Here is a 22,825-nt window from a genome sequence, read left to right as displayed (position 1 = left end):
GCTGACCGCTCTCGCTAGGCTCTGAGCCCAGTATCGGGGGCTTGCTTAGATGACGGAACGGGGCGTGCGATCGGCGGGGGCGCCGACGCGGCGGGGAATGGTGCTGGGGGCGGCGGTGACGCCCCTGCTGTGGGCGGCGGGCGCGGGCGCCGGCCGCGCGGCGCCGGCCCAGGGGCGATGGATGGTCGCCTCGTCGGCCAATTTCAATGTCTACAGCGCCGGCGACGAGCGCCAGTTGCGCGCCTACACGCTGATGCTCGAAGACTTCGACATGACGCTGCGCTTCATGCACGGCCTGCCGCTGGACAAGGCCGCGGACCGCAAGCTCGACGTGCACCTGATCGACAACAAGGCCGAGCTGCGCGTCACTTATCCGGGCGCCAACGAGAACTGGGCCGGCTACTACGTGGCCACGGCGCGCGACGTGGTCTGCATCGCCCTGAGGCCGCGCCGCGTGGCCAGCCAGGACGAGGACAGCAACGACACCACGATGCACGAGTACGCGCACCACTTCATGCGCCGCAACCTCACCTTCGCCTACGCCCCGTGGCTGGTGGAGGGCTACGCCGAATATGTCGCCACCACCCTGTTCGACGGCGACCAGATCATCGTCGGCAAGATCAACGCCAACCGCGGCGAGTGGCTGATGAACTCGGCCTGGCTGCCGCTGGAAGACCTGCTGACCAAGCGCTCGAGCGAGCTGCCGACGGAGCGGGGCAAGAACTACTATCCCCAGGCCTGGCTGCTGACGCATTACTTCATGAGCGACAAGAAGCGGAAGGCGCAGCTGGAGGTCTATATCCGGGCGGTCGGCGAGGGGCAGGGCTCGGTCGAGGCCATGGAGAAGGCCACGGGCATGACCCTGGACGGGCTGACCAAGGCCTTGCGCGAATACACCCGCGGACAGCTGCCGCTGCAGGGCTACAGCCGCACGCGCAAGCGCGAGGTGTCGATCACGGTCACCCGCCTGCCGGTCTCGGCCGACGATCTCGTCCTGCGCCGCGTGCGCATGGCGCGGGACGACTTCGAGGAGGACGGCCCGCCCTTCGTCAGCGAGATCCGCACCATCGCCGCCCGCTATCCCGGCGACGCCTACGCCGAGCTGACCCTGGCGCGGGCCGAGCAGCTGGCCGGCGATCCGGCGGCCGGCATGGCGATCCTTGACCGCCGCCTGGCCGCCGACCCGACCGACCTGCTGGCGCTGGAGTACAAGGCGCTGGGCCTGCTGGCCAAGGCCGACAAGAACCCCGCTGAGGCCGCGACCCTGAACAAGGCCGCCGGCGCGGTGCTGGCCAAGGCCTTCCAGGTCGACGCCAACCGCTACCAGGTCCTGCTGGCCTATGCCCGCAGCCGCAAGACCGCGCCCGGCTATCCCAGCGACAACGTCATGGAGGCGCTGCTGCTGGCCAACGAGCTGGCGCCGCAGGTCTCGGAGGTGACGATGGAGACCGTCCAGGCGCTGGCCATGCGCAGGGAGTACGGCCACGCGGCCTTCCTGCTGAAGCCGCTGGTCAACGATCCGCACGGTCGCCGCAACGAGCGGGCGGCGCAGTTGCTCAAGGAGCTGGAGACCAAGGCGGCCGCGGGGAAGTCAGCCGTCTGAGACACGGCGTCGGGCGAAGCTGGAGCTTGCCCGACGCCAGGATGTCCGGCAAAGCTCAACGTGTAATTGTGCAGGGGGCGAGCTTGGCGTCGCGGGTTTTCGGGGGCGGTCTGGTCTTGGCGGCGGCTTTGGGCGCCTGGGCTCCAGCCTGGGGGCAGGGCGGCGGCGTGGCGGCCGCTCCGCCCGTCGTTCAGGCCGACGCGCCCGGCCGCTGGATCCGCGGCGAGAGCGACCATTTCATCGTCTATTCGGACCGCAGCGAGGCCCTGATCCGCCGCTACGTGACGATGCTGGAGGACTTCGACAGCGTTCTGCGGATGCTGCACGGCAAGGCCGAGGCCGAGACCCCCCGCAAGCTGCCGCTCTATCTGCTGTCAAGCTCGCGCCAGCTGCGGCGGACGATCCCCGGCGCCGACGAGCGGATGCAGGGCGTCTATCTCACGGGCGTCGAGGACATCTTCGTCCTGGCCATCCGCGACGACAGCAACAGCTACGACCGCAACAACGGCGACGACACGGTGCTGCACGAGTACACGCACCACTTCATGATGCAGTACTTCCCCGACGCCTATCCCGGCTGGATGGTCGAGGGGCTGGCTGAGTACTACAAGACCATCGACCTGCAGATGAAGAAGGTGCAGATCGGCGACTTCAGCCGCGGGCGCGCCAGTTCGCTGCTGAACGACAAGTGGCTGCCGATGTCAGACCTCTTGTCCAAGCGGCCGTCGCAGTTCGATCGCGATCAGGTGCTGACCTACTACGCGCAGTCCTGGCTGCTGACCCACTATGTCTGGAGCGACAAGGAGCGCCGCAAGAAGCTCCAGGTCTATCTCGATCTGGTCCGTGACCACGGCGACCCGATGGCCAGCTGGACCAAGGTCTATGGCCAAGACGGGCCGGCCCTGGAAAAGGCCCTGCGCACCTACATGAACAAGCCCCTGCTGGCGCTGAACCTGACGCGTGAGCCGCCGAAACCGCAGATCGCCTTCTCTCGCCTGCCGGCCGGCGCCGACGACCTGATCCTGGAGATCCAGCAGCTGAAGCTGGGCGTGGCCAAGGCCGAGGCGCCGGCCCTGCTGGTCAAGTTCCAAGAGGCGGCGGCCAAGCGTCCCGGCGAGTACTACAGCCGCCTGGCCCTGGCCCGGGCCGAGATCGAGCTGGGCGACCGCGCCAAGGGCGAGGCGATCCTCAAGACCCTGCTGGACGAGCGGCCCAGCGACCTGGAGACGCTTCAGGTCATGGCTTACAGCCGGCTGGAGACCGCCCGGCGGATGGCCCGCACGCCCGCCGACCGCGACAAGGCCAAGGCGATCTACGCCGACGCCGCGAACTATCTGGGCCGCGCCCACAAGCTCGATGACGACAACTACCTGACGCTCTATGGCTACGCCGAGACCAAGTCGATGGACCGCGAGCCGTCGCAGAACACCCTCAACGTCGTCTTCCGGGCGGCGACGATCGCGCCGCAGAACCCGGCCATCCGCACCAACGCCGCGCGCCTGTTCATCCGCGCCAAGCAGTACGAGATCGCCCGCGAACTGCTGGAGCCGGTGGCCGGCAATCCGCACGGCGGGCCCCAGGCCAGGCGCGCCGCCCAGCTGCTGTCGACGCTCGAGGGCAAGGCCGATGGCGAGGCGTTGAAGCCCGCCACCGCCGCCGCGGCCTCGGGGGAAGGTGACAAGGACGCGCCGGGGGGGTAGTTGCGCGGGATGAGCACCTCTCCCGCCGCTGAAGCCGCCCGTCGGCGCACCTTCGCCATCATCAGCCACCCCGACGCCGGCAAGACGACGCTGACGGAAAACCTGCTGCTGGCCGGCGGGGCGATCCGTGCGGCCGGCGCCGTGCGTGCGCGCGGCCAGGCCCGCCGCACCCAGTCGGACTGGATGAAGATCGAGCGCGAGCGCGGGATCTCGGTGTCGGCCTCGGTGATGACGTTCGACCACGACGGCCTGATGTTCAACCTGCTCGACACCCCGGGCCACGAAGACTTCTCGGAAGACACCTACCGCACCCTGACCGCCGCCGACGCGGCCGTCATGGTGCTGGACGCCGCCAAGGGCATCGAGCCCCAGACCCTGAAGCTGTTCGAGGTGTGCCGCCTGCGCGACATCCCGATCATCACCTTCATCAACAAGATGGACCGCGAGGCCCAGGATCCGTTCGAGCTGCTCGACGAGGTTTCCTCGAAGCTGGCTCTCGACCCCGCGCCGCTCTACTGGCCGGCCGGTTCGGGCGGGCGCTTCAAGGGCATGCTCGACCTGCGCAGCCAGCAGTTCCTGCCCTACGCCAAGAAGAGCTCGACCGACGAGGAGGGCCACCCCGACGCCGTCGCCTTCAACGGCAACGCCATCGTCCAGTACCTAGACCCCGAGGAACGCTCGGAGCTGGAAGACAACGCCATGCTGGTCACCGAGGCCGGCAAGCCGTTCGACGTCCAGAGCTTCCTTGAGGGCCACATGACGCCGGTGTTCTTCGGCTCGGCCCTGCGCCACTTCGGCGTCGACCAGCTGCTGGCCGGCATCGGCGCCTATGCGCCCGCGCCCAAGCCGGCCAAGGCCAGCAAGGCCGGCGCCGAGACCCACGTCGCCCCGGGCGACAACGAGGTCTCGGGCTTCGTGTTCAAGGTCCAGGCCAACATGGACCCCAATCACCGCGACCGGATCGCCTTCCTGCGCCTGACCAGCGGCCGCTTCACGCGCGGCATGAAGCTGAAGGCCCAGAACACCGGCAAGGCCATGAGCGTCAACGCGCCGATCATGTTCTTCGCCAGCGACCGCGAACTGGCCGAGGACGCCTTCGCCGGCGACGTGATCGGCATTCCCAACCACGGCGTCCTGCGCGTGGGCGACAGCCTGTCGGAGACCGGCGCCCTGCGCTTTGCGGGCCTGCCCAACTTCGCCCCGGAAATCCTGCGCCGCGTGCGCGTGAAGGATCCGCTCAAGGCCAAGCACCTGAAGAAGGCCCTGGAGGGCCTGGCCGAGGAAGGCGTCACCCAGCTGTTCCGCCCGATGATCGGTTCCGACTTCATCGTCGGCGCCGTGGGCCAGCTGCAATTCGAGGTCATGGCCGACCGCCTGGGCAACGAGTACCAGCTGGACGTGATCTTCGAGGCCAGCCCCTATGCCGAGGCCCGCTGGCTGGTCGGCGAGCGCGCCGACGTCGAGGACTTCGAGAACAAGCACAAGTCGGCCATGGGCCGCGACATCGACGACCAGCCGGTGTTCCTGGGCAAGAGCGCCTGGGAGATCGGCTATGTCGCCGAACGCTATCCGAAGGTGCGCTTCGAGCGGACCAGGGAGCGGGGCTAGCCCGGACCGGCCTCGGCCGCCTTCAGGCGCTGATAGACGGTCTGGATCTCCGGATCGGTCGGCGAGATGGCGTAGGCCTTGGCCGCCGCTCGGCGCGCCTCGACCAGGTCGGGCGGGGCGCCGCCCTTGCGCTCGAAGCGGTCGATCCAGGCGGCCGCCTCCACCGTCGCCAGCATGGCGATCTCGGTCTGGGAGGCGGGCGCTTTGGAGCGCCAGAAGTCTCGCGCCGTCTCGATCGCCCGGTTGGGATGTCCGCCCTGGCGCTGGAACCAGGCCAGGTGCAGGGCGATGTCCGACCACGGCGCGCCGCAGGAATTGGCCAGTTCGCGCCACGACTGGGCCAGCTGGGCGCCTTGGCGATGCAGTTCATTCCGCTTCAGCGCCCGCACCCACGGACCGCGCAGGGCGCGCTCGGGCAGCTTGCCGTCGCGCCGAGCCATCTCGGCGGCGTGGACGGCCTCCAGATCGGCGACCGAGGCGAAGGGCCTGGGATATTCCGCGCCGAGTTCGTCGCGCATCCTCTGGTGGACGCGCTCCTGCGGCGAGACGGCTGCCCTGACCGCCGCGACGGCCGGATGGTCGGGCCTCGGCGCCACCAGCAGGCCGTCGGGCAACCGCCCGAACGGAAACCGCACGCGCCCCTTTTGTCCGCCGCAGACCAGCGCCTGGCGGGAAAGATCGACCTCGAGGATCGGCAAGGGCTCGTCGGCCTCGCCGTCATCCAGCGCGCAGCCGGCCAGCACAGCCGGATCGGCCGCGTCGCTCTTCAACCAGCGTTGCAGCAGGCGCCCGTCGATCTCCACTTCACTCACGCTATGGTCTCCAGGGTTTGAAGCGCCGTTTCTAGCGTGTCGTCACACCTTCTTCAGCCCGTAGTCCCGCGCCATCTGGCGATACAGCTCCATGAAGGCGTTGGCGTCGTAGCGACCGCCGTGCTCGGTCCTTTCGGGATGCGGCGGCGGGGCGCCGGCGATCGCCGCGCCGGGGGCCTCGGCGGCGTTGATGCCCTGCGACAGCAGGTTGGGGCGCGGGCCCTCGCCGGCGTTCTTGCCGTCCTGGTCGAAGATCGCCTCCTGGTGACGGGTCGGCTCCCAGATGAACGCGCCCCAGCCGCGCTGGCCCGGCGCGTTGAAGACCAGATCGTTCACGTAGCGCTTCCGGCTGGAATATTCGGCCACGTAGAAGCCGTGGTCGCGGTAGCGCTCGCCGAAGCGCGCGAAGGTGTTGGCCCAGTCGCCCTCGGCCGCCTGCTGGTAGCAGGAGAAGCCCGTGGCGTCGAAGCGCACGCCGCGCGCCAAGAGGCTGTCCATCCAGTGGCTGACGATGGTCCAATGACGGCCCAGGTGGTTGTGCAGGCTGGTCTTCACGCCCGGCACGGCCTCGCGCGAGGCGTCCAGCCCGGCGCTCAGCAGCCTGGCCAGCTTGTCGAAGCCCCCGGCGTCGGGAACGTTCAGGTGCACCGCGTCGGTGGCCGGGTTGCCGGTGGGAACGGGCAGGGGCACGCGGCCGTCGGGCCAGAGCATGCCGAAGGTGATCTCGTTGCCGATCACCACCATGTCGGGCTTGGCGCCGGCCTTCACCAGCGCGCCCAGCACCTGGCGGGTGTGGTCGCCGACGGCCTTGACCAGGGCGTCGAACGAAAGGTCCTTCCAGGCGGCGGGCTTGCCCTGCTTCTGCGGGTCGGCCCAGGTGTCGCTGTAGTGGAAGCTGATCGTCAGGTGCATGCCGGCGGCCTTGATCCGCCTGGCCATGGCGACCGTCTGGGCCAGGCCCGCCCACGGGTCGGTCTTGCGCCGGGCCGAGTAGCCGTTCTCGGGATTGACGAAGACGCGGATCTTGATGGCGTTGAAGCCGGCGTCGCCCAGGATCGCCAGGATGTCCTGCCGGCGGCCATTGGCGAAGAACTGCGCGCCGTCGGCCTCGTCCTGCGGGATCCAGGTGATGTCGGCGCCCAGCAGGTACGGGCCGGGGCGCGCACCTTGCGTCGCGGCCAGGGCCATCGGCGCGGCCGAGAGCAGGGGCAGGCCAGCGAGGCCCGCGCCGATGGCGCGGCGGTCGACGGTCATCGGCGGCTTCCTCCAGGACCGCTCATCTAGGCGGTCTCATTATTTGAGATATCATTTCAATATGTATCCTAGCGGCAATGCGCGCCAGAAGGGAAGGGCGCAGTCGGGCTGGCGGCGGCCTCGCCAGCCGCTATAGGGAGGAACGTTCGCAACCGGAGCCTTCCCCGCATGACCCGCCAGCTCGCCATCGGCCTCGTGGCCCACGACGACAAGAAGGCCGACCTCGTGGCCTGGGCCAAGGCCAATGCGGCGTTCCTGGAGAAGAGCATCCTCTACGGCACCGGCACCACCGGCGGCCGGGTGCTGGAGGCGCTGCCGCAGCTGCAACTGACCCGCCTCAAGAGCGGTCCCCTGGGCGGCGACCAGCAGCTGGGCGCGATGATCGCCGAAGGGCGCCTGGATATCCTGATCTTCTTCGTGGACCCGCTGTCGCCCCAGCCACACGACGTCGACGTCAAGGCGCTGATCCGCCTGGCGACGCTGGCCGACATCCCGTTCGCCTGCAACCCAGCGACGGCGACGCTGGTGGTGAAGGGGTTGGGGTAAAGAACCTCCCCCTGTGGGGGAGGCGGCCGAAGGCCGGAGGGGGAAGTTTTCAGCCGGTGGAGCGCTGGTCGGCGTGTAACCACGCCCCCTACCGATCGCTACGCGATCGCCTCCCCCACAGGGGGAGGTTCCTTCCGGTTCACCCCGGAAACTTCATCAAATTCGGCTTCGGAATGGCGGCCTTGAAGCTGCCGCGGCTCTTGGAGGTGTCCTGGCCGAATTCGGCCCAGGCTGCCAGGAAGCCGGTCTGCGGCGCGCTCGCCGCCAGCGGGACCAGGTTCAGCGAGGATCGCGCGGCGACCAGGGCGCGGGCTGCGGCCCAGGCCTCGGGCTCGGCCGTGGCGTAGGCGCCGTCGCTGGCCACCAATTCGCCGGCCAGGGCCGGATCGGCGAAGCGCAGGGTCACGGCCGTGTCGGCCGGCAGGTCCGCAAGGCTGGTCAGCGCTTCGATCAGGGCCGTCAGGCTCATCTTCGCCGGAGACGTCCGGCGCTCGCCGCCGGCCGCGCCCTTGATCGCGGCCGCGCCCGACACGCCGTCCAGCTTCCGTACGAACGCCCAGCCGCCATAGCTGGGATCCTGCTTGCAGAGGGCGGCGGTCCAGAGGGTCACGGCGGGGCTGGTCATGGCCGCTTCCTAGCGTTTCGCGTGCTGATCCGCCATCCCGCCCGTTCACGAACGTGAACGAAATATAAACAATGTCCTAAATCTTAGAGTTAACGTCATTTTTATATTGGTGAACGTCGTTATAAATTGTGCGATCGCACCATCCAATGGTTGTGTGTGGATCAAGCAAAAAGCGTGCCAAAATGGGTCAAAATCGCCGATTTCCCGGCCGCCGGAGCGATCAAAGTTAATGTGATCTGAATATTCGTGGTTAATGGCGGATTCAGACCTGTTAACCCCTTGTTAAGAGCGTTGGCTCCGGTTTTGCTGATCTCGCGTTAAATCCATCCCGGCCGTGCCGAGGTGGGACGATCCCGGTGCGGAGTACGCGAGCGATGTTCGAATTCGTGGGGCGCGATCTGATGAGGCTTCTGGGCGTCGAGGGCCAGGGACGGATGTCCCATGCCGCGGCGCATCGAGAAGGCCTGACCGGCGGCGACACCGCGCTGCTTGAACTGATGGACCTGCGCCTGCTGACCAACGAAGCCCGCGCCGCCGACGTCGCCGCCGGCCGTATCGGCTGCAAGGATCGCGCGGTCCGCCTTCTGGAAGCCGCCGTGGTCTGGCGCGAAGTGGCCCGCCGCACCGGCGACGCCGCCGCTCTGCGCAAGGGCGCGGCCCAGGCCGAGGCCGCCGCCCGGCTGGCCGACACCGAACGCAAGGCCGACCTCGTCTGCGCCGCCCGCTGCGAGCAGGCGGTGCTGGCCATGCTGGGCGCCGAACTGTTCGGCGACGAGGGCCTGCACGCCGCCGCCGGCGCGACGCTTTCCCTGGCCAAGACGGCCCACGGCCCGCACGCCGCCCTGGCCGCCAGCCTGCTGGCCGCCGTCGACGGGCGCATGGCCCTGTCCGACAACGACATCGACCGCGCCCTGGCCGCGGCCCAGGCCTTCGAGGCGCCGCTGGCTACCCTGGCTGGCGAGCGCGGGGCCAAGTCCGGCGGCGCCCGCCTGCAACTGGCCGAGCAGCGCGCCGCCCGCATCGACCTGCTGCTGGCCTGCGCCGTGCGCCTGAAGGACCGCGCTCTGGTCGAGGTCGCCCTGTCCGAATCCCGGACGGCGCTGGCCGCCCTCGATGCCGACTTCGAGCCCCTGACCTGGTCGCGCCTCGAACTGATGCGCGCCGAGGCCCTGGCCCGCCTGGGCGACTTCGACGGCGAGCTGTCGCTGATCGCCGACGCCGTCGAGGCCGCGACCCAGGCCCTGGAGCCGCTGGACCCCGGCCACAGCCCGCTGGACTGGGCCCGCGCCCAGGCCTCGCTGGGCGAGACCTTGCAGGCCATGGGCGAGGCGACGACCTCCGAGCGCTGCTTCGAGCAGGCCGTCACCTGCTTCGACCGCGCCACCCACATCGTGAAGGTGCAGCCGGCGCTGACCCTGCGCGCCGCCGTCGCCAACAACCGCGCCCTCAGCCTGGCGCGCTGCGCCGAGCTGACCGCGGACCTGGCCGTGCTCGACGCCGCCGAGCTGGCCTTCAAGGCCGAGCTGGCCGAGCAGCCCGGCGCGCGCGACCCCGCCGGGTGGGCCGTGGCCCAGATGAATCTCGCCCGTCTCTACGAGGCCCGGGTCGAGATCACCGGCCGCGACGACGGGCGCCTGGACCGCGCGGCCACCGCCCTGGCGGTGGCGTTCGACGTCTTCGCCGAACTGGGCCTGCGGTCGCTGACCGACATGGCGGCCCAGGGGTTGCAGCGGATCAAGCAGGCGAACGCCGCCTGACCCGAAATGAAACGCGGAGCCCTGACGGGCCATCCGACAAGACCATAGGGAAGATACAGTGATCGCTTCGTTCGTTCTCGCCGCCGCCGTCACCACCGTCGCTCCGGCCCTGCAAGCCGAGCCGCAGGCCCGCGTGGTCCAGGTGGCGCAACCGCGCGAAGCCGTCGCCCTGCTCAGCTGCATGGTCAAGAGCAACGGCGGCCTGACCGATTGCAGCGTCCAGGCCGAGAGCCCCACCGACCTCGGCGTCGGCGACGCGGCTCTGCAGATGGCCTCGCAGATCCAGGTCGAGCTCCTGGGTCCGGACGGCAAGAGCCGCGCCGGCTCGTTCATCGACGTGCCGATCCGCATCCGTATCCGCTAAATCAAAGGGCGAGCACGTTTCCGGGCTCGCCTTCACGTTCGGCCCGGCCTAAAGCTGGGCCATGGCTTCGGGACACCGCGCAGGCTGGGTGATCGCGCTCGCCGTGATGGCGGGAAGCCTCGCCGTCGCCGGCGGCTTGGCCGTTCGGCGCGAGCGCGCCCTGGCCGCGGAAGCGCCGGCCTACGTCCCCACGCCCTCCGAAGAGTTCGCGCTGGTCTTCGCCGAGATGGCGATCGACGAGCGACGGCTGCTGCGCCAGAGCCTGAGCGAGGGCAGGGAGGCCGAGGCTCGCCACATCGCCGCGACGCCGGGCCTGGCCCGCCGAGAGGGCGACGTCCTCTTCATTCGCCACGACGGGCGCGACGTGGCCTCGTTCGCCGACGACGCCAACCTCTGCGAGGGTTTCGACAATTGCAGCCGCTGGCGTTTCCTGGGCGAACTGGCCCTGGGGCCGCGCCGCTATCCGTATCTTAGCTTTTTCCATGGCGAAGGCGATGAGATCACCCTGCTGGTGGAGGCCCGGGGAGAGCTCGTCGTTCTGGGGCAGGGCCTGCCCAGCGCCTCGCCGGATGGTCGCTGGCTGGTGATCGCCGGCCATGACGACTACGGCTCCAACCTGTCGGTGTTCGCGGTCGGGCCGGATGGACTGAAGTTCGTCGCCACCAGCCAGGAGGCCTGTCAGCCGGCGCGCTGGCTGGAGCGCGATCGGCTGGAGATGGTCTGCGAGTTCCAGGCCGGCGAGTCGGCGCGCGCCATGCTCGTCCACGACCGGGGCTGGCGGCTGGAAGCCCCGCCCGACGCCCCGCGGCCCGTGCCGGCGGCGAAGCCGGAGGCCGCCGACGAGCCCGGCTATTTCGAGCGCAAGGGCTACCGGCGGCTTGCGCGCTGAGCGCCTACTTCGCCAGTCCCGACTTCTGCAGGGTCTTGTAGGCCTTGATGACGCGCTGGAGCTTGTGCTCGGCGCTGCGGTCGCCGCCGTTCATGTCGGGGTGGCAGCGCTTGAGCAGTTCCTTGTAGCGCGTGCGGATGGCCGCGGCGTCGGCGTCGACGTCCAGGTCCATGTCGGCCAGGGCCTGGCGTTCCAGCTTGCCCAGGGCGCGGCCGGCGGCGGCCGATTCGGCTTTCCGCTGCTGGGCGCGGAACAGGCCGAAGGGGTCGGCCATGTTGCGGGCGTCGCGGGCGGCGGCGGCGGCGGCCTCACGCGAGCCGGCGTCGGCCTTCATGCTCCAGGTCGGCCGGCCGCCGGTCATCTTCTCGCGCTCCTGCTCGGCGCGAATCTGACCCTCGTTCATGCCGGCGTAGAAGTTCCAGTTCTTGTTGTACTCGGCCGCATGCTGCTGGCAGAAGTTGTAGTACTGGCCGGGCAGGTCGCGGCTCTTGGGGGCCTTGGCCTCGGCCGGGCGCAGGCAGTCGGGATGCTCGCAGCGCTTCTGGCCGGGCTTGAGCTTGTAGACGTCGTCCGCGCGCGGACCCTCCTCCTCGCCCGGCTTGGGCGGGCGGACTCGGATGTCGAAGAACTTGGGGCGGTATTCGAACGCGCGGCTCATGGCGCTTAGAGTAAGCGCAGGCTATTTCCGTTCAAGGATTGACATGCCGGAGATCACCATGGGCGCCGTCGCAGACGCCATCGAAGCCAAGCTCAACGCCGCTTTTTCGCCCACAAGGCTGGTGCTGGTGGACGACAGCGACCGCCACAACGGCCATGCCGGCCACCGCGTGGGCGGCGAGAGCCACTTCAACCTGACCATCGAGGCGCAGGCCTTTGCCGGCAAACCCCGCGTGGCCCGCCAGCGGCTGATCTTCCAGGCCCTGCGCGAGGAGATGGCCGGGCCCGTGCACGCCCTGTCGATCGTCGCCCTGGCGCCGGGCGAAAGCTGAACCGGGAGGTGCGGTTTGCGCTTGCATAACCGCCCCGCGACTGATTGCCTCGGTTCCCGGCGCGATCCTGCCGGGATCCGAGGGATGGCATGAGCGCCGCACGACTTTCTTCCGACTTTTCAGGCTCCGACGAAGCCGCCATCGCCGCGCGGTTGCCGGCCTATCTGGCGCGGTCCTACGCCCGCTACTCCAACTTCACCGTCGCCAGCGCCGTGGTCGACGACCAGGGCGGCGTGCATTTCGGCGTTAATGTCGAGAACGCGGCCTATCCGTCGGGCACCTGCGCCGAACAGACCGCCATCGGGGCGATGATCACCGCCGGCGGGCGCAGGATCGAGCGCGTCTACATCGCCGCCGGCTCGGACGCGGTGGTCCAGCCCTGCGGCGCCTGCCGCCAGCGCATCGGCGAGTTCGCCGCCAAGACCTGCGAGATCGTCTCGGTGCAGGGCGGGGAGGCGACGCAGCGGACGCCGTTCTGGAGCCTGTTGCCGGAAGCGTTCGGGCCGGGGGATCTGGAGTAGGGGGAGGGCCCCCTCAGCCGCTTCGCGACAGCTCCCCCAGAGGGGGAGCATCTCGGCGCGAAAATCCTCCCCCTTTTGGGGGAGGTGGCCCGGAGAGCCGGAGGGGGAAGTTTTCAGCTTTCGCAGACCTTGGCGGGTTTCGCGGTCACGCCCCCCACCGATCGCTGGCGCGATCGCCTCCCCCAGAGGGGGAGGTTCGCTGATCAAGCAATAATATCCGGCGTGACCTGGTCTTCCAGGCGCACGATCTCGTCCTTCAGGGCCAGCTTGCGGCGCTTGAGGCGGGCGATCTGCAGCATGTCGGGCTGGGGGCGTTCCTCCAGGGCCGTGACGGCGTCCGACAGGTCCTGGTGCTCCTCGCGCAGCGTCGCCAGGCGGCGCTCCACCGCGATGACGGTGTCTTCCGAAGGATCGTCGTCATTCATGGACGTTCCTCCTGGGGCCCCTGTCCGAAAGCGGTGATAGATAGCAAAGCCTGACGGCCGGTAAAGGTCCCTCTCGGATCTTCAGGCGAGGGCGTCGGCAAGTCGCGCCAGAGCCGCCTCGTGCGGCGGATCGCCGGTGGCGCGGGCCGCCGCCAGCAGCGCGCCATAGACGTCGCGCGTGGCGTCGACCGGGCCGCAGGTCGCCTCCAGGCTTTCCATCAGCACTTTCTCGCCGGCCAGTTCCGCGGCCTTGACCTGGTCGCGGAAGATCTCGCGGGCCGCGTCGTCGATATCGGGACGAGAGGGCTTCAGCGCCCGGCGTACGCCGCGCAGGGGCGCGCCGATCTCGGCGTCCCAGGCGCGGACCAAGGCGGCCGCGCGCGGCAGGTCGACGGGACGTCCCTCCAGCGCCGCCCAGGCGGCCCAAAGCAGGAACGGCGCGTTCTGGCCGTGGGCGTCCTGCAGGTGCAGGCACGCGACTGCGACAGGCTGTCGCGCATAGACGGAAAGCGCCCAGTCCCAGAACCGCATGGCCGTTAATTTTCGTCCGCTTGATTGACGGTTGGCAGGTCCTCGCCCCATCGCTTCACCGGCCCCCAGGTCAGGCCGAAGAGGTCGAGGACGCGGCCGACGGACTGGTCGACCATCTCCTCGATCGAGGCGGGTTTCGCATAGAACGCCGGAACCGGCGGGGCGATCACCGCGCCCATCTCGGCCAGGCGCGTCAGGGTGCGCAGGTGGCCAAGGTGCAGCGGACTTTCGCGCACCATCAGCACCAGCGGCCGGCGTTCCTTCAGCACCACGTCGGCGGCGCGGGTCAGCAGGGACGAGGTCACGCCGGTGGCGATCTCGCTCATGGTCCGCACCGAGCAGGGGGCGACGATCATGCCCAGGGTGCGGAAGGAACCCGAGGCGATCGAGGCGCCGACGTCGCCGACGCGGTGCACGACGTCGGCCATGGCGGCGACGTCGCCGACCGCAAGGCCGGTCTCCTGGGTCAGGGTCAGGGCCGCCGACTTGCTCATGACGAGGTGGCTCTCGACGCCCAGCTCGCGGCAGGCGGCCAGGGCGCGCAGGCCGTACATGGCCCCCGAGGCGCCGGAAATTCCGACGACCAGGCGGGGCTTGGAGGCGGGGGCTGCGGCGTCCGTCATGGTGAATTTTCGTCCGTCACGGGATTAAGCGGCGCCACGTCAAGCGCTGCTGGTTGCAATCATATGTGATCTGACAGTCCGGGCCAGCGGGTGTTCACTCCCTCGGTCAACAGCCCAAAAGGAGGCCTCACCGATGGCCATCGAATCCCGTATCCGCGAGCTGGGGTCCCGTCACGAGAACCTCGACCGCACGATCCAGGAGGAGACCAACCGTCCGGGTAGCGACGCCACCAGGCTCCGAGAGCTCAAGCGGCAGAAGCTAAGGCTCAAGGAGGAGATAGAGGGACTTCGAGCCCGGCTCCATTAGAGCCTGCTCGTTTCCGACAGAGATCGGAAACGGATAAGCAGGCGCCCCCAAAGAACATTTGGAGCGTGGTGAGCACGCTCCGGCCGAAAGGCAAAGAAAAGGCCCACCCGAGCGTCGGATGGGCCTTTTTACTGTCCGGGATCGGCCGAGGATCAGTCCTCGTCGTCCTCGTCGTCGACATTGCCCGAGAACGAGCCGAACACGTCTTCGGCTTTCGGTTCGGCGCGCGAGGCGCGGATGTCGCGCTCTTCCTGCTCTTCCTCGGTGAGGTAGGCCGTCTCGGCCGCCGGACGCAGGGTCGGGTCTTCGGCGACGATGCCGCGCTTGGCGTCGTCCTTGGCCTTCTTCTCGGCGGCCTTCTTGACGAGGGCGTCGAGTTCCAGCTGGCCGACGAGGCCCAGGGTCACCGGGTCGACCGGCTTGATGTTGGCCGCGTTCCAGTGGGTGCGGTTGCGCACCTGCTCGATGGTGGCCTTGGTCGTGCCGAGGATCTTGGAGATCTGGGCGTCGGTCACTTCCGGGTGGTGGCGGATGAACCAGGCGATGGCGTCCGGACGGTCCTGGCGACGCGACACCGGGGTGTAGCGCGGGGCCTTCTTGGCCGGCTTCAGCAGCTCGGCGTGACGGCTGACCTGCGCCTTCATGCGGTAGTTCGGGTTGCCCTGGGCCTTGTCCAGCTCTTCGCGGGTCAGCTGGCCGTTGCCGATCGGATCGGCGCCGCGGATGTCGCGCGCCACTTCGCCGTCGGCGATGCCACGGACTTCCAGCGGGTGCAGGCCGCAGAAGTCGGCGATCTGCTCGAAGCTCAGCGAGGTGTTGTCCACGAGCCAGACGGCGGTCGCCTTGGGCATCAGGATGTCGGACATGCGGTCCTCCAGAAATGACGGCGCCCGACCTTTCGGCCGGGCGGGGTTGTTCAACACCGAGCTATAATGCGGTTCTGAGCGAAAGGGAACGGGGATCGATCATCTGTCGTCGGCTTGGCCGCTACTCCGGAACCCTCCCCCCGAAGGGGGAGGTGGCCCGGAGGGCCGGAGGGCCGGAGGGGGAAGTCCCTGCTGACGCTGAAGCGGTTGCAAACTCACACAGGCCACATCCCCCTCCGTCGGCTTCGCCGACACCTCCCCCTTCGGGGAGAGGGTCTTCAGGGGCGCCCTACGCCACCAGCACCACCTTGCCTACGTGCTCGCCCGCTTCCAGGTGGGCGTGCGCCTTGGCCGCGTCGGCCAGGGGGAAGGTCGCGTCGACGATCGGCGTCAGCTTGCCGGCCGCGATCCACGGCCACACCGTGCGCTCGACCTCGCCGGCCAGGCGGGCCTTTTCGTCGGCGGGGCGGGGACGCAGGGTCGAGCCGGTGATCACCGCGCGCTTCTGCATCACCTTCATCACCGGCACCTCCAGCGTCCCGCCGGCCAGGGCGGCGATGTAGACGATGCGGCCGCCGGTCTTCAGGGCGTCGAGGTTCTTGTCGAAATAGGCGGCCCCGACCATGTCGAGCACGACGTCGACGCCGCCGGCCGCCTTGGCGATCTCGGCGAAGTCTTCCGTCTTGGCGTCGACGGCGAGGTCAGCGCCCAGTTCCAGCGCCTTGGCCTTCTTGTCGGCCCCGCGGCCGGTGGCGATGACGGTCGCGCCGGCGGCCTTGGCCATGGCGATCGCCGTTGTCCCGATACCGGACGTGCCACCATGAATCAAAATGGTCTCGCCAGGCTTCAGCGCGCCATGTTCGAACACGTTGGCGAAGACGGTGAAGACGGTCTCGGGCAGGGCCGCGGCCTGGACGAAATCGAAGCCCTCGGGGATCGGCAGGGCCTGGCGGGCGTCGACCACGGCGTACTGCGCGTAGCCGCCGCCGCCCAGCAGGGCGCAGACCTTGTCGCCGACCTTCCAGCGGCCCGCGGCGACCTCGACCTCGCCGGCGACCTCTAGCCCCAGCGTGGTCGGCGCGCCCGGGGGCGGAGGGTAGAAACCCAGGCGCTGCAAGAGATCGGGGCGGTTGACGCCGGCCGCATGCACCCGGATCAGGATCTCGCCAGGGCCCGGCGTGGGGCGTTCGACCTCTGCCGGGCGCAGGGCGTCGGCCGCCCCTTTTCCGCCCTCGATCTCGATCGCGGTCATGGTCTGGGACATAGGCCTGTCGCTCCGTCGCGCTTGCGTTGGGCCCTAGGTAGGCGTCTCATGGTCGGTCGGAAAGGGAGGTCACCCATGATCGAAGAGCCGGTCGAGCCGCGCGCGTTCCGCGGCGACGCGCTGAACACGGCCACGCACGAGGATCTCGAGAGCTACGGCGTGCGTGAACTGGAAGAGCGGATCGAAGCCCTGGAGGCCGAGATCGCCCGCACCAAGGCCCAACTCAGCAAGAAGAAAGCGGGACGCGCGGCGGCCGATGCGCTGTTTGGTCGCCTAGACTAACGAAAGGTTTACGCTAGCAGTGGACGTTGGCGTGCGCCTGCCGGTCGCACCGATTCGGGCGGTCGCGAAACGGGACGTTAAGACTTGGCACGGGGGTTGCAGTCCACCCCGACAAGCGAGACGTCCTCGCGGCCTTTGGGGCATTGAGTAGACATGACCGATCCGAACGCGTCCACGGCCCCCTGGCGGGCGGGAGTCATCCAGGACTTCGCCCGCTCGGAATTGTTCGACCGCACCTTCGACGAGGGCATGCTGCTGGTCGAGGAGACCGCGGCCTATCTCGACGGGGCCGGCCGTCACGACAGCAAGATCCTCTCGCGCAACGCCGCCCTGGCCTATGCGAGCGAGAGCATGCGCCTGACCACCCGCCTGATGCAGGTCGCCTCGTGGCTGCTGGTGCAGCGCGCGGTGAAGGAAGGCGAGATGGCCCCCGAGGCCGCCTGCGCCGAGAACTACCGCCTGGCCCTGGAGGCCGGCGAGCAGCAGGCCGCCATCGAGGACCTGCCCTTCGGTCTGGTCAGTCTGCTGCAGCGCTCCGAGCGCCTGTACGAGCGCGTCCGCCACCTGGACCAGCGCATGTATGTCGAGGCCGCCGCCGTCGATGAGGCTCCGCGCCCCGTTCAGGCCCAGTTCGACCGTCTGACCGCCGCCTTCGGAGCGGCCTGACACCGGTTCAACCAAGTTTAAAAGCGGGGTAGGAGAGGCGCGTGACCCAAGCGCCTTCCTCCGATTCACAATTCCTGGGCCGCGTGCTCGTCCTGGCCGGATCCGATTCCGGCGGCGGCGCGGGCATCCAGGCCGACATCAAGACCATCACCGCGCTCGGCGGCTATGCGGCCACGGCCATTACCGCCGTCACCGTGCAGAACACCCTGGGCGTCACCGGCGTGCATCCGATCCCGCTCGAGGTGATCGAGGCCCAGGCCCGCGCCGTGCTTGACGACATCGGCGCCGACGCCTTCAAGACCGGCATGCTGGGCGACGTGGGCGTGGTAGAGATCGTGGCCCGGGTGCTGGCCAGCGCCCCGCAGATTCCGGCCGTGGTCGATCCGGTGATGATCGCCAAGGGCGGCGCGTCGCTGCTGGCCGAGCAGGCGATCGATGCGGTCAAGTCGCTGATGATCCCGCGCGCGGCCCTGCTGACCCCCAACGCCCCCGAGGCCAGCGCCCTGACCGGCCTGCCGGTCGAGACGATCGACGACCAGCGCCGCGCCGGCGAGGCCCTGCTGGCCCTGGGCGCCAAGGCGGTGCTGATGAAGGGCGGCCATGTCGCCAACAAGAGCGAAAAAGGAATCGAACGGGTCGTGGACCTGCTGATCACCCCGCAGGGCGAGACCAGCTTCGAGGGCGAGCGGATCGACACCCGCCACACCCACGGCACCGGCTGCACCCTGGCCTCGGCGATCGCCGCGGGCCTGTCGCAGGGCCTGCCGCTGACCGACGCTGTGGCCCGGGCCTGGAACTACGTCCATGAGGCCATGCTGCGCGCGCCGGGGCTTGGAAAGGGCCATGGCCCGCTCGACCACGCCTGGCCGGTGCGCTGATGGGGCGGGCCGGGCTCGCGATCCTTTCCATCGTCGCGAGCCTTGGCCTCTGTGGCTGCATCCGGGTCGATGGCGTGGACATCTCCAAGGCTTCGGGCGAGGTCTCGCTGGCCAAGGTGTTCGGCGACGACGCCGACGTGGTCTGCGTGCACGACCCCGCCCCGCCGTGGTTGCTGGACGTGGAGCCGGCCGTCCATCTCACGGGCTCGCTGCGACGCTCGAACCTGGCGGCCGAACTGAAGCCCTACTGTTCACGCCTGGGCGGCCTTTGGTGGCGGGGCCGCTGGGTTGCTCCGTACGAAACGCTGGTGCTGCGGATCCGCGGCTGCAAGGTGATCGGCGTGCGCAGGGTGACGGTCGAGGGCTCGTATCCGATCGACGGCGTCCCCGACGAGTTCTGCACCAGGCCCGATCGCCTGGCCGCCATCCGCCCCGCCTGGTCGCCGACCCAAACCGTCCTGATCGACACCCAGAGAAGACCCGATGCCGTTGGAAGAACGCCTCGTTGAGATCGTCCGCGCCACGCCGACGACCATGCAGGTGCTGCGCACCGTCCGTGACCTTGACCTGCCCGACTGGATGATCTTTTCGGGCGCCGTCTACCAGCCGGTGTTCAACCACCTGACCGGGCGGCCGCTGGACTATGGGATCAAGGACTACGACGTCGCCTATCACGACGACGGCGACACCTCCTACGAGGCCGAGGACGTGGTGATTCAGCGCGTGGCCGCCGCCTTCGAGCCGCCGCTGCGCGAACTGGTCGAGGTGCGCAACCAGGCCCGGGTGCACCTGTGGTTCGAGAAGAAGTTCGGCGCCGACGAGCCCTATCCGGCCCTGCGCTCCAGCGCCGAGGCCCTGGAGCGCTTCGTGGCGACGGCCTTCTGCGTCGGCGTGCGGCTGGAGACGGACGAGACCTTGCGCGTCTGGGCGCCGTTCGGCCTGGACGACCTGTTCGCCATGCGCCTGCGGCCCAACCCGCTGCGGGTGAAGGGGGCGGGCGGCTGGGCGCGCACCACCGGCTCTGCCAAGGCCCGCTGGCCGGAGATCACCGTCGAGGGGTGAGCGCTCTGGACGCGGCGGTCGCCGCCCTCTACGGGAATTGATAGCGCTATCATTTTCGTGAGCGACCCTATGGCCCTGCCGCGCCGCACCCTGTTCAAAGGCCTCCTGGCGGGCGCCGCCGCCGCGCCCGCCCTGGCGGTGCAGGCCGCCGAGGCCAAGCCGGTCGAGAAGGCCGCGCCGACCTGGGGCAAGGGTCCCGACGGCCGCCGCGTCGCCGACCTGGGCGACGGGACGTACCTGAACCCGATCATCAGCGGCGATCATCCCGACCCGACGATCCTCAAGGACGGCGACGTCTACTACATGACGTTCTCGTCGTTCCTGGCCTATCCGGGGCTGGTGATCTGGAAGTCGACGGATCTCGTGAACTGGACGCCGGTCGGCCCGGCTCTGCGCAAGCCGCTGGGCACGATCTGGGCCGTCGACCTGGTCAGGCACGAGGGCCGCTACTTCATCTACATCCCGGCCGATCCGACGGGGCAGGGCTGGTCGATCTTCGCTATCTGGGCCGACAGCATCGAGGGGCCGTGGAGCGATCCGGTCGACCTGAAGATCAGCGGCTGCATCGATCCGGGCCACGTCGTCGGCGAGGACGGGCGGCGCTATCTCTTCGTCAACGGCGTGCGCAAGATCCGCCTGACCGACGACGGCCTGGCCACCGGCGGCCAGCTGGAAAAGGCCTACGATCCCTGGCGCTATCCCGACGACTGGATCGTCGAGAACTTCGCGCCCGAGGGCCCCAAGCTGCTGCGCCACAACGGCTGGTTCTACCTGATCACGGCCGTCGGCGGCACGGCGGGTCCGGTGACCGGCCACATGGTCATCGCCGCCCGCTCGCGCTCGGTGCACGGGCCCTGGGAGCACTGCCCGCGCAATCCGCTGGTGCGCACCCGCAGCAAGGACGAGCCCTGGTGGTCGCGCGGTCATGCGAGCCTGGTGGAGGGACCGGCCGGCGACTGGTGGATGGTCTATCACGGCTACGAAAACGGCTACTGGACGCTGGGCCGCCAGACCCTGCTGGAGCCGATCGAATGGACGGCCGACGGCTGGTTCAGGCCGCTGGGCGGGGATCTCTCCAAGCCCATCCGCAAGCCGCGCGGCGGCAAGGCCGGGCCCTCGGGCATGTCGCTGAGCGACGACTTCTCGGTCGACCGCATGGGCGTGCAGTGGGCCTTCCATGAGCCGGGGCCTGACGAGGCGTCGCGCGCGACCTACGGCGGCAAGGCGCTGACGCTGAAGGGCAAGGGAGGCTCGCCGATCGACAGCTCACCGCTGACCTGCATCGTCGGCGACCGCTCGTACGAGGCCGAGATCTCGCTGGAACTGACCGGCGAGGCCGAGGCGGGGATCCTGCTGTTCTACAACCACAAAGCCTTCGTGGGTCTCGGCTTCACGCCGACAGCCCTGAAGACCTTCCAGTACGCCGAGGAGCTGGCCTGGGCGCGGGTCAAGCACGACGCCCGCCGCCTGCGCCTGAAGATCCGCAACGACGAGCACGTCGTCACCTACTGGTATTCCTACGACGACGGACGCACCTGGAGCCGCCACGGCACGCGGATGGAGGTCTCGGGCATGCACCACAACGTGTTCGGCGGCTTCATCAGCCTGAAGCTGGGGCTCTACGCCGCGGGAAGCGGACAGGTGAAGCTGCGCGACTTCGTCTATCGCGCCGGCCTGCCGAAGGTGGACGAGAGCGCCTGACGGACCGCTTGGGAGTATTGTCACAGTGGCAATACTCCTTTTGCTTCATGGATCATTGCCCGCTACCGCTATGGCCTCGCCCTGACGAGGAGGCCCTGGTGCGGATCGCGGTTCTGACGTTCGACGGCTTCAACGAGCTCGACTCGTTCATCGCCTCGGCGATCCTCAACCGCATGAAGGCCTACGGTTGGGCCGCGTTCATCACGTCTCCGACGCCGCAGGTGACCTCGCTGAACGGGGTGACCGTGCAGCGCCAGCAGCCCCTGGAGTACGCCGCCGAAGCTGATGCGGTGCTGATCGGCAGCGGTTCGAAGACCCGGCAGATCGCCGCCGACGAAGGCCTGCTGTCGCGCCTCGCGCTGGACCCGTCGCGCCAGCTGATCGGCGCTCAGTGCTCGGGAACCCTGCTGCTGGCCAGGCTCGGCCTGGTCGGCGACCTGCCGGCCTGCACCGACCTGACGACCAGGCCCTGGGTCGTCGAGGCCGGGGTGAAGGTGCTGGACGCGCCGTTCGTCGCCCACGGCAATGTCGCCACCGCCGGCGGCTGCCTGGCCTCGCAGTATCTGGCCGCCTGGACCATCGCCCGCCTGGCGGGCCTGGAGCAGGCCGAGGCCGCCATCCACTACGTCGCGCCGGTGGGGGAGAAGCAGGCCTATGTCGCCCGCGCCCTGGCCGCGATCACGCCCCATCTGCCCGTCGCCGACGCCGCCTGACTGAAGGAGCCTTCATGCGCCAGTGGACCATCGACGCCTTTGCGTCCGCCCCCTTCAAGGGCAATCCTGCCTGCGTGGTCGAGCCCTTCGACCGCTGGCCCAGCGACGCCTGGATGCAGGCCCTGGCGGCCGAGAACAACCAGGCCGAGACGGCCTTCCTGCTGAAGACCGCCGACCCGGCGCGTTTCGGCCTGCGCTGGTTCACGCCGGCCCGCGAGGCGCCCCTGTGCGGCCACGCCACCCTGGCGTCGGCCCACGCCCTGTTCGCCGAACTGGGCGTCGATGTGGAGGTGCTGGCCTTCGACACCCTGTCGGGCGAGCTGCGGGTGCGGCGCGAAGGCGAGCGGCTGGAGATGGACTTTCCGGCCAACCCGCCGCGCCGGGTCGAGATTCCGGCGGGTCTCGCCGAGGCCCTGGGCGCGCCGGTGGTCGAGGCCTGGGCCGGGGCCTATCTGGTGGCTGTGCTGGAGGACGAGGCGGCGGTGCGGCGCCTGGAGCCCGATTTCGCCGGCCTCAACCGCGTCGAAAGCGGAGCGACCGACGGCAAGGGCCAGGTCATCGCCGTGGCGCTGGCCGACGAAGGGCGACCCTATGCGGTGGTCAGCCGGTTCTTCGCCCCGGCGGCCGGCATTCCCGAGGATCCGACCACGGGGTCGGCCCACTGCATCCTGATGCCGCTGTACGGCGACAAGCTGGGCAAGGAGGCGCTGGAGTTCCACCAGGCCTATCCCGGCCGGGGCGGGGACCTGTCATGCGAAAGCCGCGGCGCGCGCGTGATCCTGCGCGGCCGCGGCCTCACCGTGGTGGAGAGCCGGCTCCGGGTGGAGCCGGCCTAGTGG

General features: G+C 69.3%; 27 protein-coding genes. 18 read left to right on the top strand and 9 right to left on the bottom strand.

Features of this window, described 5'->3' with window-relative positions:
• Positions 1-49: 49 nt before the first annotated feature.
• The 3 genes from SGCZBJ_RS22385 to SGCZBJ_RS22375 all read left to right on the top strand — a co-directional run bounded on the left by SGCZBJ_RS22385 (position 50) and on the right by SGCZBJ_RS22375 (position 4,911).
• Positions 50-1,603 (top strand): tetratricopeptide repeat protein, encoded by a 1,554-nt coding sequence (locus SGCZBJ_RS22385; protein ID WP_133149312.1) that lies wholly within the window; start codon positions 50-52, stop codon positions 1,601-1,603.
• An 83-nt stretch (positions 1,604-1,686) separates the two neighbouring features.
• Positions 1,687-3,303: a hypothetical protein gene (locus SGCZBJ_RS22380; protein WP_133149311.1), complete on the top strand. Its 1,617-nt coding sequence runs from the start codon at positions 1,687-1,689 to the stop codon at positions 3,301-3,303.
• A 9-nt stretch (positions 3,304-3,312) separates the two neighbouring features.
• A complete protein-coding gene (locus SGCZBJ_RS22375) occupies positions 3,313-4,911 on the top strand; it encodes a peptide chain release factor 3 (protein ID WP_101720135.1) in 1,599 nt (532 codons plus the stop codon).
• Here the strand turns inward: SGCZBJ_RS22375 and SGCZBJ_RS22370 are convergent.
• Both SGCZBJ_RS22370 and SGCZBJ_RS22365 read right to left on the bottom strand, forming a co-directional pair.
• On the bottom strand, positions 4,908-5,723 hold the full coding sequence (locus SGCZBJ_RS22370) for a hypothetical protein (protein ID WP_133149310.1): 816 nt from the start codon (positions 5,721-5,723) through the stop codon (positions 4,908-4,910). The genes SGCZBJ_RS22375 and SGCZBJ_RS22370 overlap by 4 nt on opposite strands.
• A 42-nt stretch (positions 5,724-5,765) precedes the next feature.
• Positions 5,766-6,977 carry a glycosyl hydrolase 53 family protein gene (locus tag SGCZBJ_RS22365; protein WP_101720133.1) on the bottom strand — a complete coding sequence of 404 codons (1,212 nt, stop codon included), beginning with the start codon at positions 6,975-6,977 and terminating at the stop codon, positions 5,766-5,768.
• 168 nt (positions 6,978-7,145) lie between these two features.
• Between SGCZBJ_RS22365 and SGCZBJ_RS22360 the strand changes: the two genes are divergently transcribed.
• Positions 7,146-7,523, top strand: coding sequence for a methylglyoxal synthase (locus SGCZBJ_RS22360; protein WP_101720132.1), 378 nt, complete (start codon positions 7,146-7,148; stop codon positions 7,521-7,523).
• Positions 7,524-7,662: 139 nt separating this feature from the next.
• Here the strand turns inward: SGCZBJ_RS22360 and SGCZBJ_RS22355 are convergent, their stop codons facing one another.
• The gene (locus tag SGCZBJ_RS22355) at positions 7,663-8,148 is read right to left on the bottom strand and encodes a ribonuclease H (RefSeq protein WP_101720131.1); all 486 of its coding nucleotides are present in this window, start codon (positions 8,146-8,148) and stop codon (positions 7,663-7,665) included.
• 401 nt (positions 8,149-8,549) lie between these two features.
• Between SGCZBJ_RS22355 and SGCZBJ_RS22350 the strand changes: the two genes are divergently transcribed.
• The 3 genes from SGCZBJ_RS22350 (at position 8,550) to SGCZBJ_RS22340 (ending at position 11,158) form a co-directional block, all read left to right on the top strand.
• Complete coding sequence (locus tag SGCZBJ_RS22350; protein WP_165799413.1) at positions 8,550-9,905, top strand: glycoside hydrolase family protein; 1,356 nt, start codon at positions 8,550-8,552, stop codon at positions 9,903-9,905.
• 58 nt (positions 9,906-9,963) lie between these two features.
• Complete coding sequence (locus SGCZBJ_RS22345) at positions 9,964-10,269, top strand: TonB family protein (RefSeq protein ID WP_101720129.1); 306 nt, start codon at positions 9,964-9,966, stop codon at positions 10,267-10,269.
• Positions 10,270-10,330: 61 nt separating this feature from the next.
• Positions 10,331-11,158, top strand: coding sequence for a hypothetical protein (locus SGCZBJ_RS22340; protein ID WP_101720128.1), 828 nt, complete (start codon positions 10,331-10,333; stop codon positions 11,156-11,158).
• A 4-nt stretch (positions 11,159-11,162) separates the two neighbouring features.
• Here SGCZBJ_RS22340 and SGCZBJ_RS22335 read toward each other — a convergent pair whose 3' ends face one another.
• Positions 11,163-11,816, bottom strand: coding sequence for a J domain-containing protein (locus SGCZBJ_RS22335; RefSeq protein ID WP_101720127.1), 654 nt, complete (start codon positions 11,814-11,816; stop codon positions 11,163-11,165).
• A gap of 58 nt (positions 11,817-11,874) precedes the next feature.
• On the opposite strand from SGCZBJ_RS22335, the gene SGCZBJ_RS22330 reads away from it, so the two are divergent.
• Together SGCZBJ_RS22330 and cdd are read left to right on the top strand one after the other, a co-directional pair.
• Complete coding sequence (locus tag SGCZBJ_RS22330; protein ID WP_101720224.1) at positions 11,875-12,147, top strand: BolA family protein; 273 nt, start codon at positions 11,875-11,877, stop codon at positions 12,145-12,147.
• Positions 12,148-12,236: 89 nt separating this feature from the next.
• Positions 12,237-12,668 carry a cytidine deaminase gene (gene cdd, locus SGCZBJ_RS22325; protein ID WP_101720126.1) on the top strand — a complete coding sequence of 144 codons (432 nt, stop codon included), beginning with the start codon at positions 12,237-12,239 and terminating at the stop codon, positions 12,666-12,668.
• Between the two features lie 203 nt (positions 12,669-12,871).
• Here cdd and SGCZBJ_RS22315 read toward each other — a convergent pair whose 3' ends face one another.
• The 3 genes from SGCZBJ_RS22315 to SGCZBJ_RS22305 form a co-directional block, all read right to left on the bottom strand.
• Positions 12,872-13,093: a YdcH family protein gene (locus tag SGCZBJ_RS22315; protein ID WP_101720125.1), complete on the bottom strand. Its 222-nt coding sequence runs from the start codon at positions 13,091-13,093 to the stop codon at positions 12,872-12,874.
• A gap of 81 nt (positions 13,094-13,174) precedes the next feature.
• Positions 13,175-13,624, bottom strand: coding sequence for a TIGR02444 family protein (locus SGCZBJ_RS22310; protein WP_101720124.1), 450 nt, complete (start codon positions 13,622-13,624; stop codon positions 13,175-13,177).
• Positions 13,625-13,629: 5 nt separating this feature from the next.
• Positions 13,630-14,247, bottom strand: coding sequence for a UbiX family flavin prenyltransferase (locus tag SGCZBJ_RS22305; protein ID WP_101720123.1), 618 nt, complete (start codon positions 14,245-14,247; stop codon positions 13,630-13,632).
• Positions 14,248-14,380: 133 nt separating this feature from the next.
• On the opposite strand from SGCZBJ_RS22305, the gene SGCZBJ_RS22300 reads away from it, so the two are divergent.
• A complete protein-coding gene (locus SGCZBJ_RS22300) occupies positions 14,381-14,554 on the top strand; it encodes a YdcH family protein (RefSeq protein ID WP_058346543.1) in 174 nt (57 codons plus the stop codon).
• Positions 14,555-14,706: 152 nt separating this feature from the next.
• On the opposite strand, the gene SGCZBJ_RS22295 is transcribed toward SGCZBJ_RS22300, so the two are convergent.
• Positions 14,707-15,420 (bottom strand): DUF1013 domain-containing protein, encoded by a 714-nt coding sequence (locus SGCZBJ_RS22295; RefSeq protein WP_101720122.1) that lies wholly within the window; start codon positions 15,418-15,420, stop codon positions 14,707-14,709.
• A gap of 289 nt (positions 15,421-15,709) precedes the next feature.
• Positions 15,710-16,684: an NAD(P)H-quinone oxidoreductase gene (locus SGCZBJ_RS22290; RefSeq protein ID WP_101720121.1), complete on the bottom strand. Its 975-nt coding sequence runs from the start codon at positions 16,682-16,684 to the stop codon at positions 15,710-15,712.
• Between the two features lie 75 nt (positions 16,685-16,759).
• On the opposite strand from SGCZBJ_RS22290, the gene SGCZBJ_RS22285 reads away from it, so the two are divergent.
• The 8 genes from SGCZBJ_RS22285 to SGCZBJ_RS22250 all read left to right on the top strand — a co-directional run bounded on the left by SGCZBJ_RS22285 (position 16,760) and on the right by SGCZBJ_RS22250 (position 22,822).
• Positions 16,760-16,966: a DUF1192 domain-containing protein gene (locus SGCZBJ_RS22285; protein ID WP_101720120.1), complete on the top strand. Its 207-nt coding sequence runs from the start codon at positions 16,760-16,762 to the stop codon at positions 16,964-16,966.
• Positions 16,967-17,119: 153 nt separating this feature from the next.
• Entirely contained in the window at positions 17,120-17,632 is a 513-nt protein-coding gene (rcdA, locus tag SGCZBJ_RS22280) for a protease adaptor protein RcdA (RefSeq protein WP_101720119.1), read from the top strand.
• Between the two features lie 74 nt (positions 17,633-17,706).
• Entirely contained in the window at positions 17,707-18,510 is an 804-nt protein-coding gene (thiD, locus tag SGCZBJ_RS22275; RefSeq protein WP_101720223.1) for a bifunctional hydroxymethylpyrimidine kinase/phosphomethylpyrimidine kinase, read from the top strand.
• Positions 18,511-18,584: 74 nt separating this feature from the next.
• Complete coding sequence (locus SGCZBJ_RS22270; RefSeq protein ID WP_101720118.1) at positions 18,585-19,019, top strand: hypothetical protein; 435 nt, start codon at positions 18,585-18,587, stop codon at positions 19,017-19,019.
• Entirely contained in the window at positions 18,994-19,572 is a 579-nt protein-coding gene (locus SGCZBJ_RS22265; RefSeq protein ID WP_101720117.1) for a nucleotidyltransferase family protein, read from the top strand. Before SGCZBJ_RS22270 ends, SGCZBJ_RS22265 begins: the two co-directional genes overlap by 26 nt.
• A 69-nt stretch (positions 19,573-19,641) precedes the next feature.
• Positions 19,642-21,273: a family 43 glycosylhydrolase gene (locus SGCZBJ_RS22260; RefSeq protein ID WP_101720116.1), complete on the top strand. Its 1,632-nt coding sequence runs from the start codon at positions 19,642-19,644 to the stop codon at positions 21,271-21,273.
• Between the two features lie 98 nt (positions 21,274-21,371).
• Positions 21,372-21,986, top strand: coding sequence for a DJ-1/PfpI family protein (locus SGCZBJ_RS22255; RefSeq protein ID WP_101720115.1), 615 nt, complete (start codon positions 21,372-21,374; stop codon positions 21,984-21,986).
• A 14-nt stretch (positions 21,987-22,000) separates the two neighbouring features.
• Positions 22,001-22,822 carry a PhzF family phenazine biosynthesis protein gene (locus SGCZBJ_RS22250; RefSeq protein ID WP_101720114.1) on the top strand — a complete coding sequence of 274 codons (822 nt, stop codon included), beginning with the start codon at positions 22,001-22,003 and terminating at the stop codon, positions 22,820-22,822.
• Positions 22,823-22,825 lie beyond the last annotated feature (3 nt).

Origin of the sequence: Caulobacter zeae, assembly GCF_002858925.1 — a bacterium.
Classification (GTDB): domain Bacteria; phylum Pseudomonadota; class Alphaproteobacteria; order Caulobacterales; family Caulobacteraceae; genus Caulobacter; species Caulobacter zeae.
Note: the sequence above shows the minus strand (reverse complement) of the source record. Positions and strands in the feature narration are given on the sequence as shown.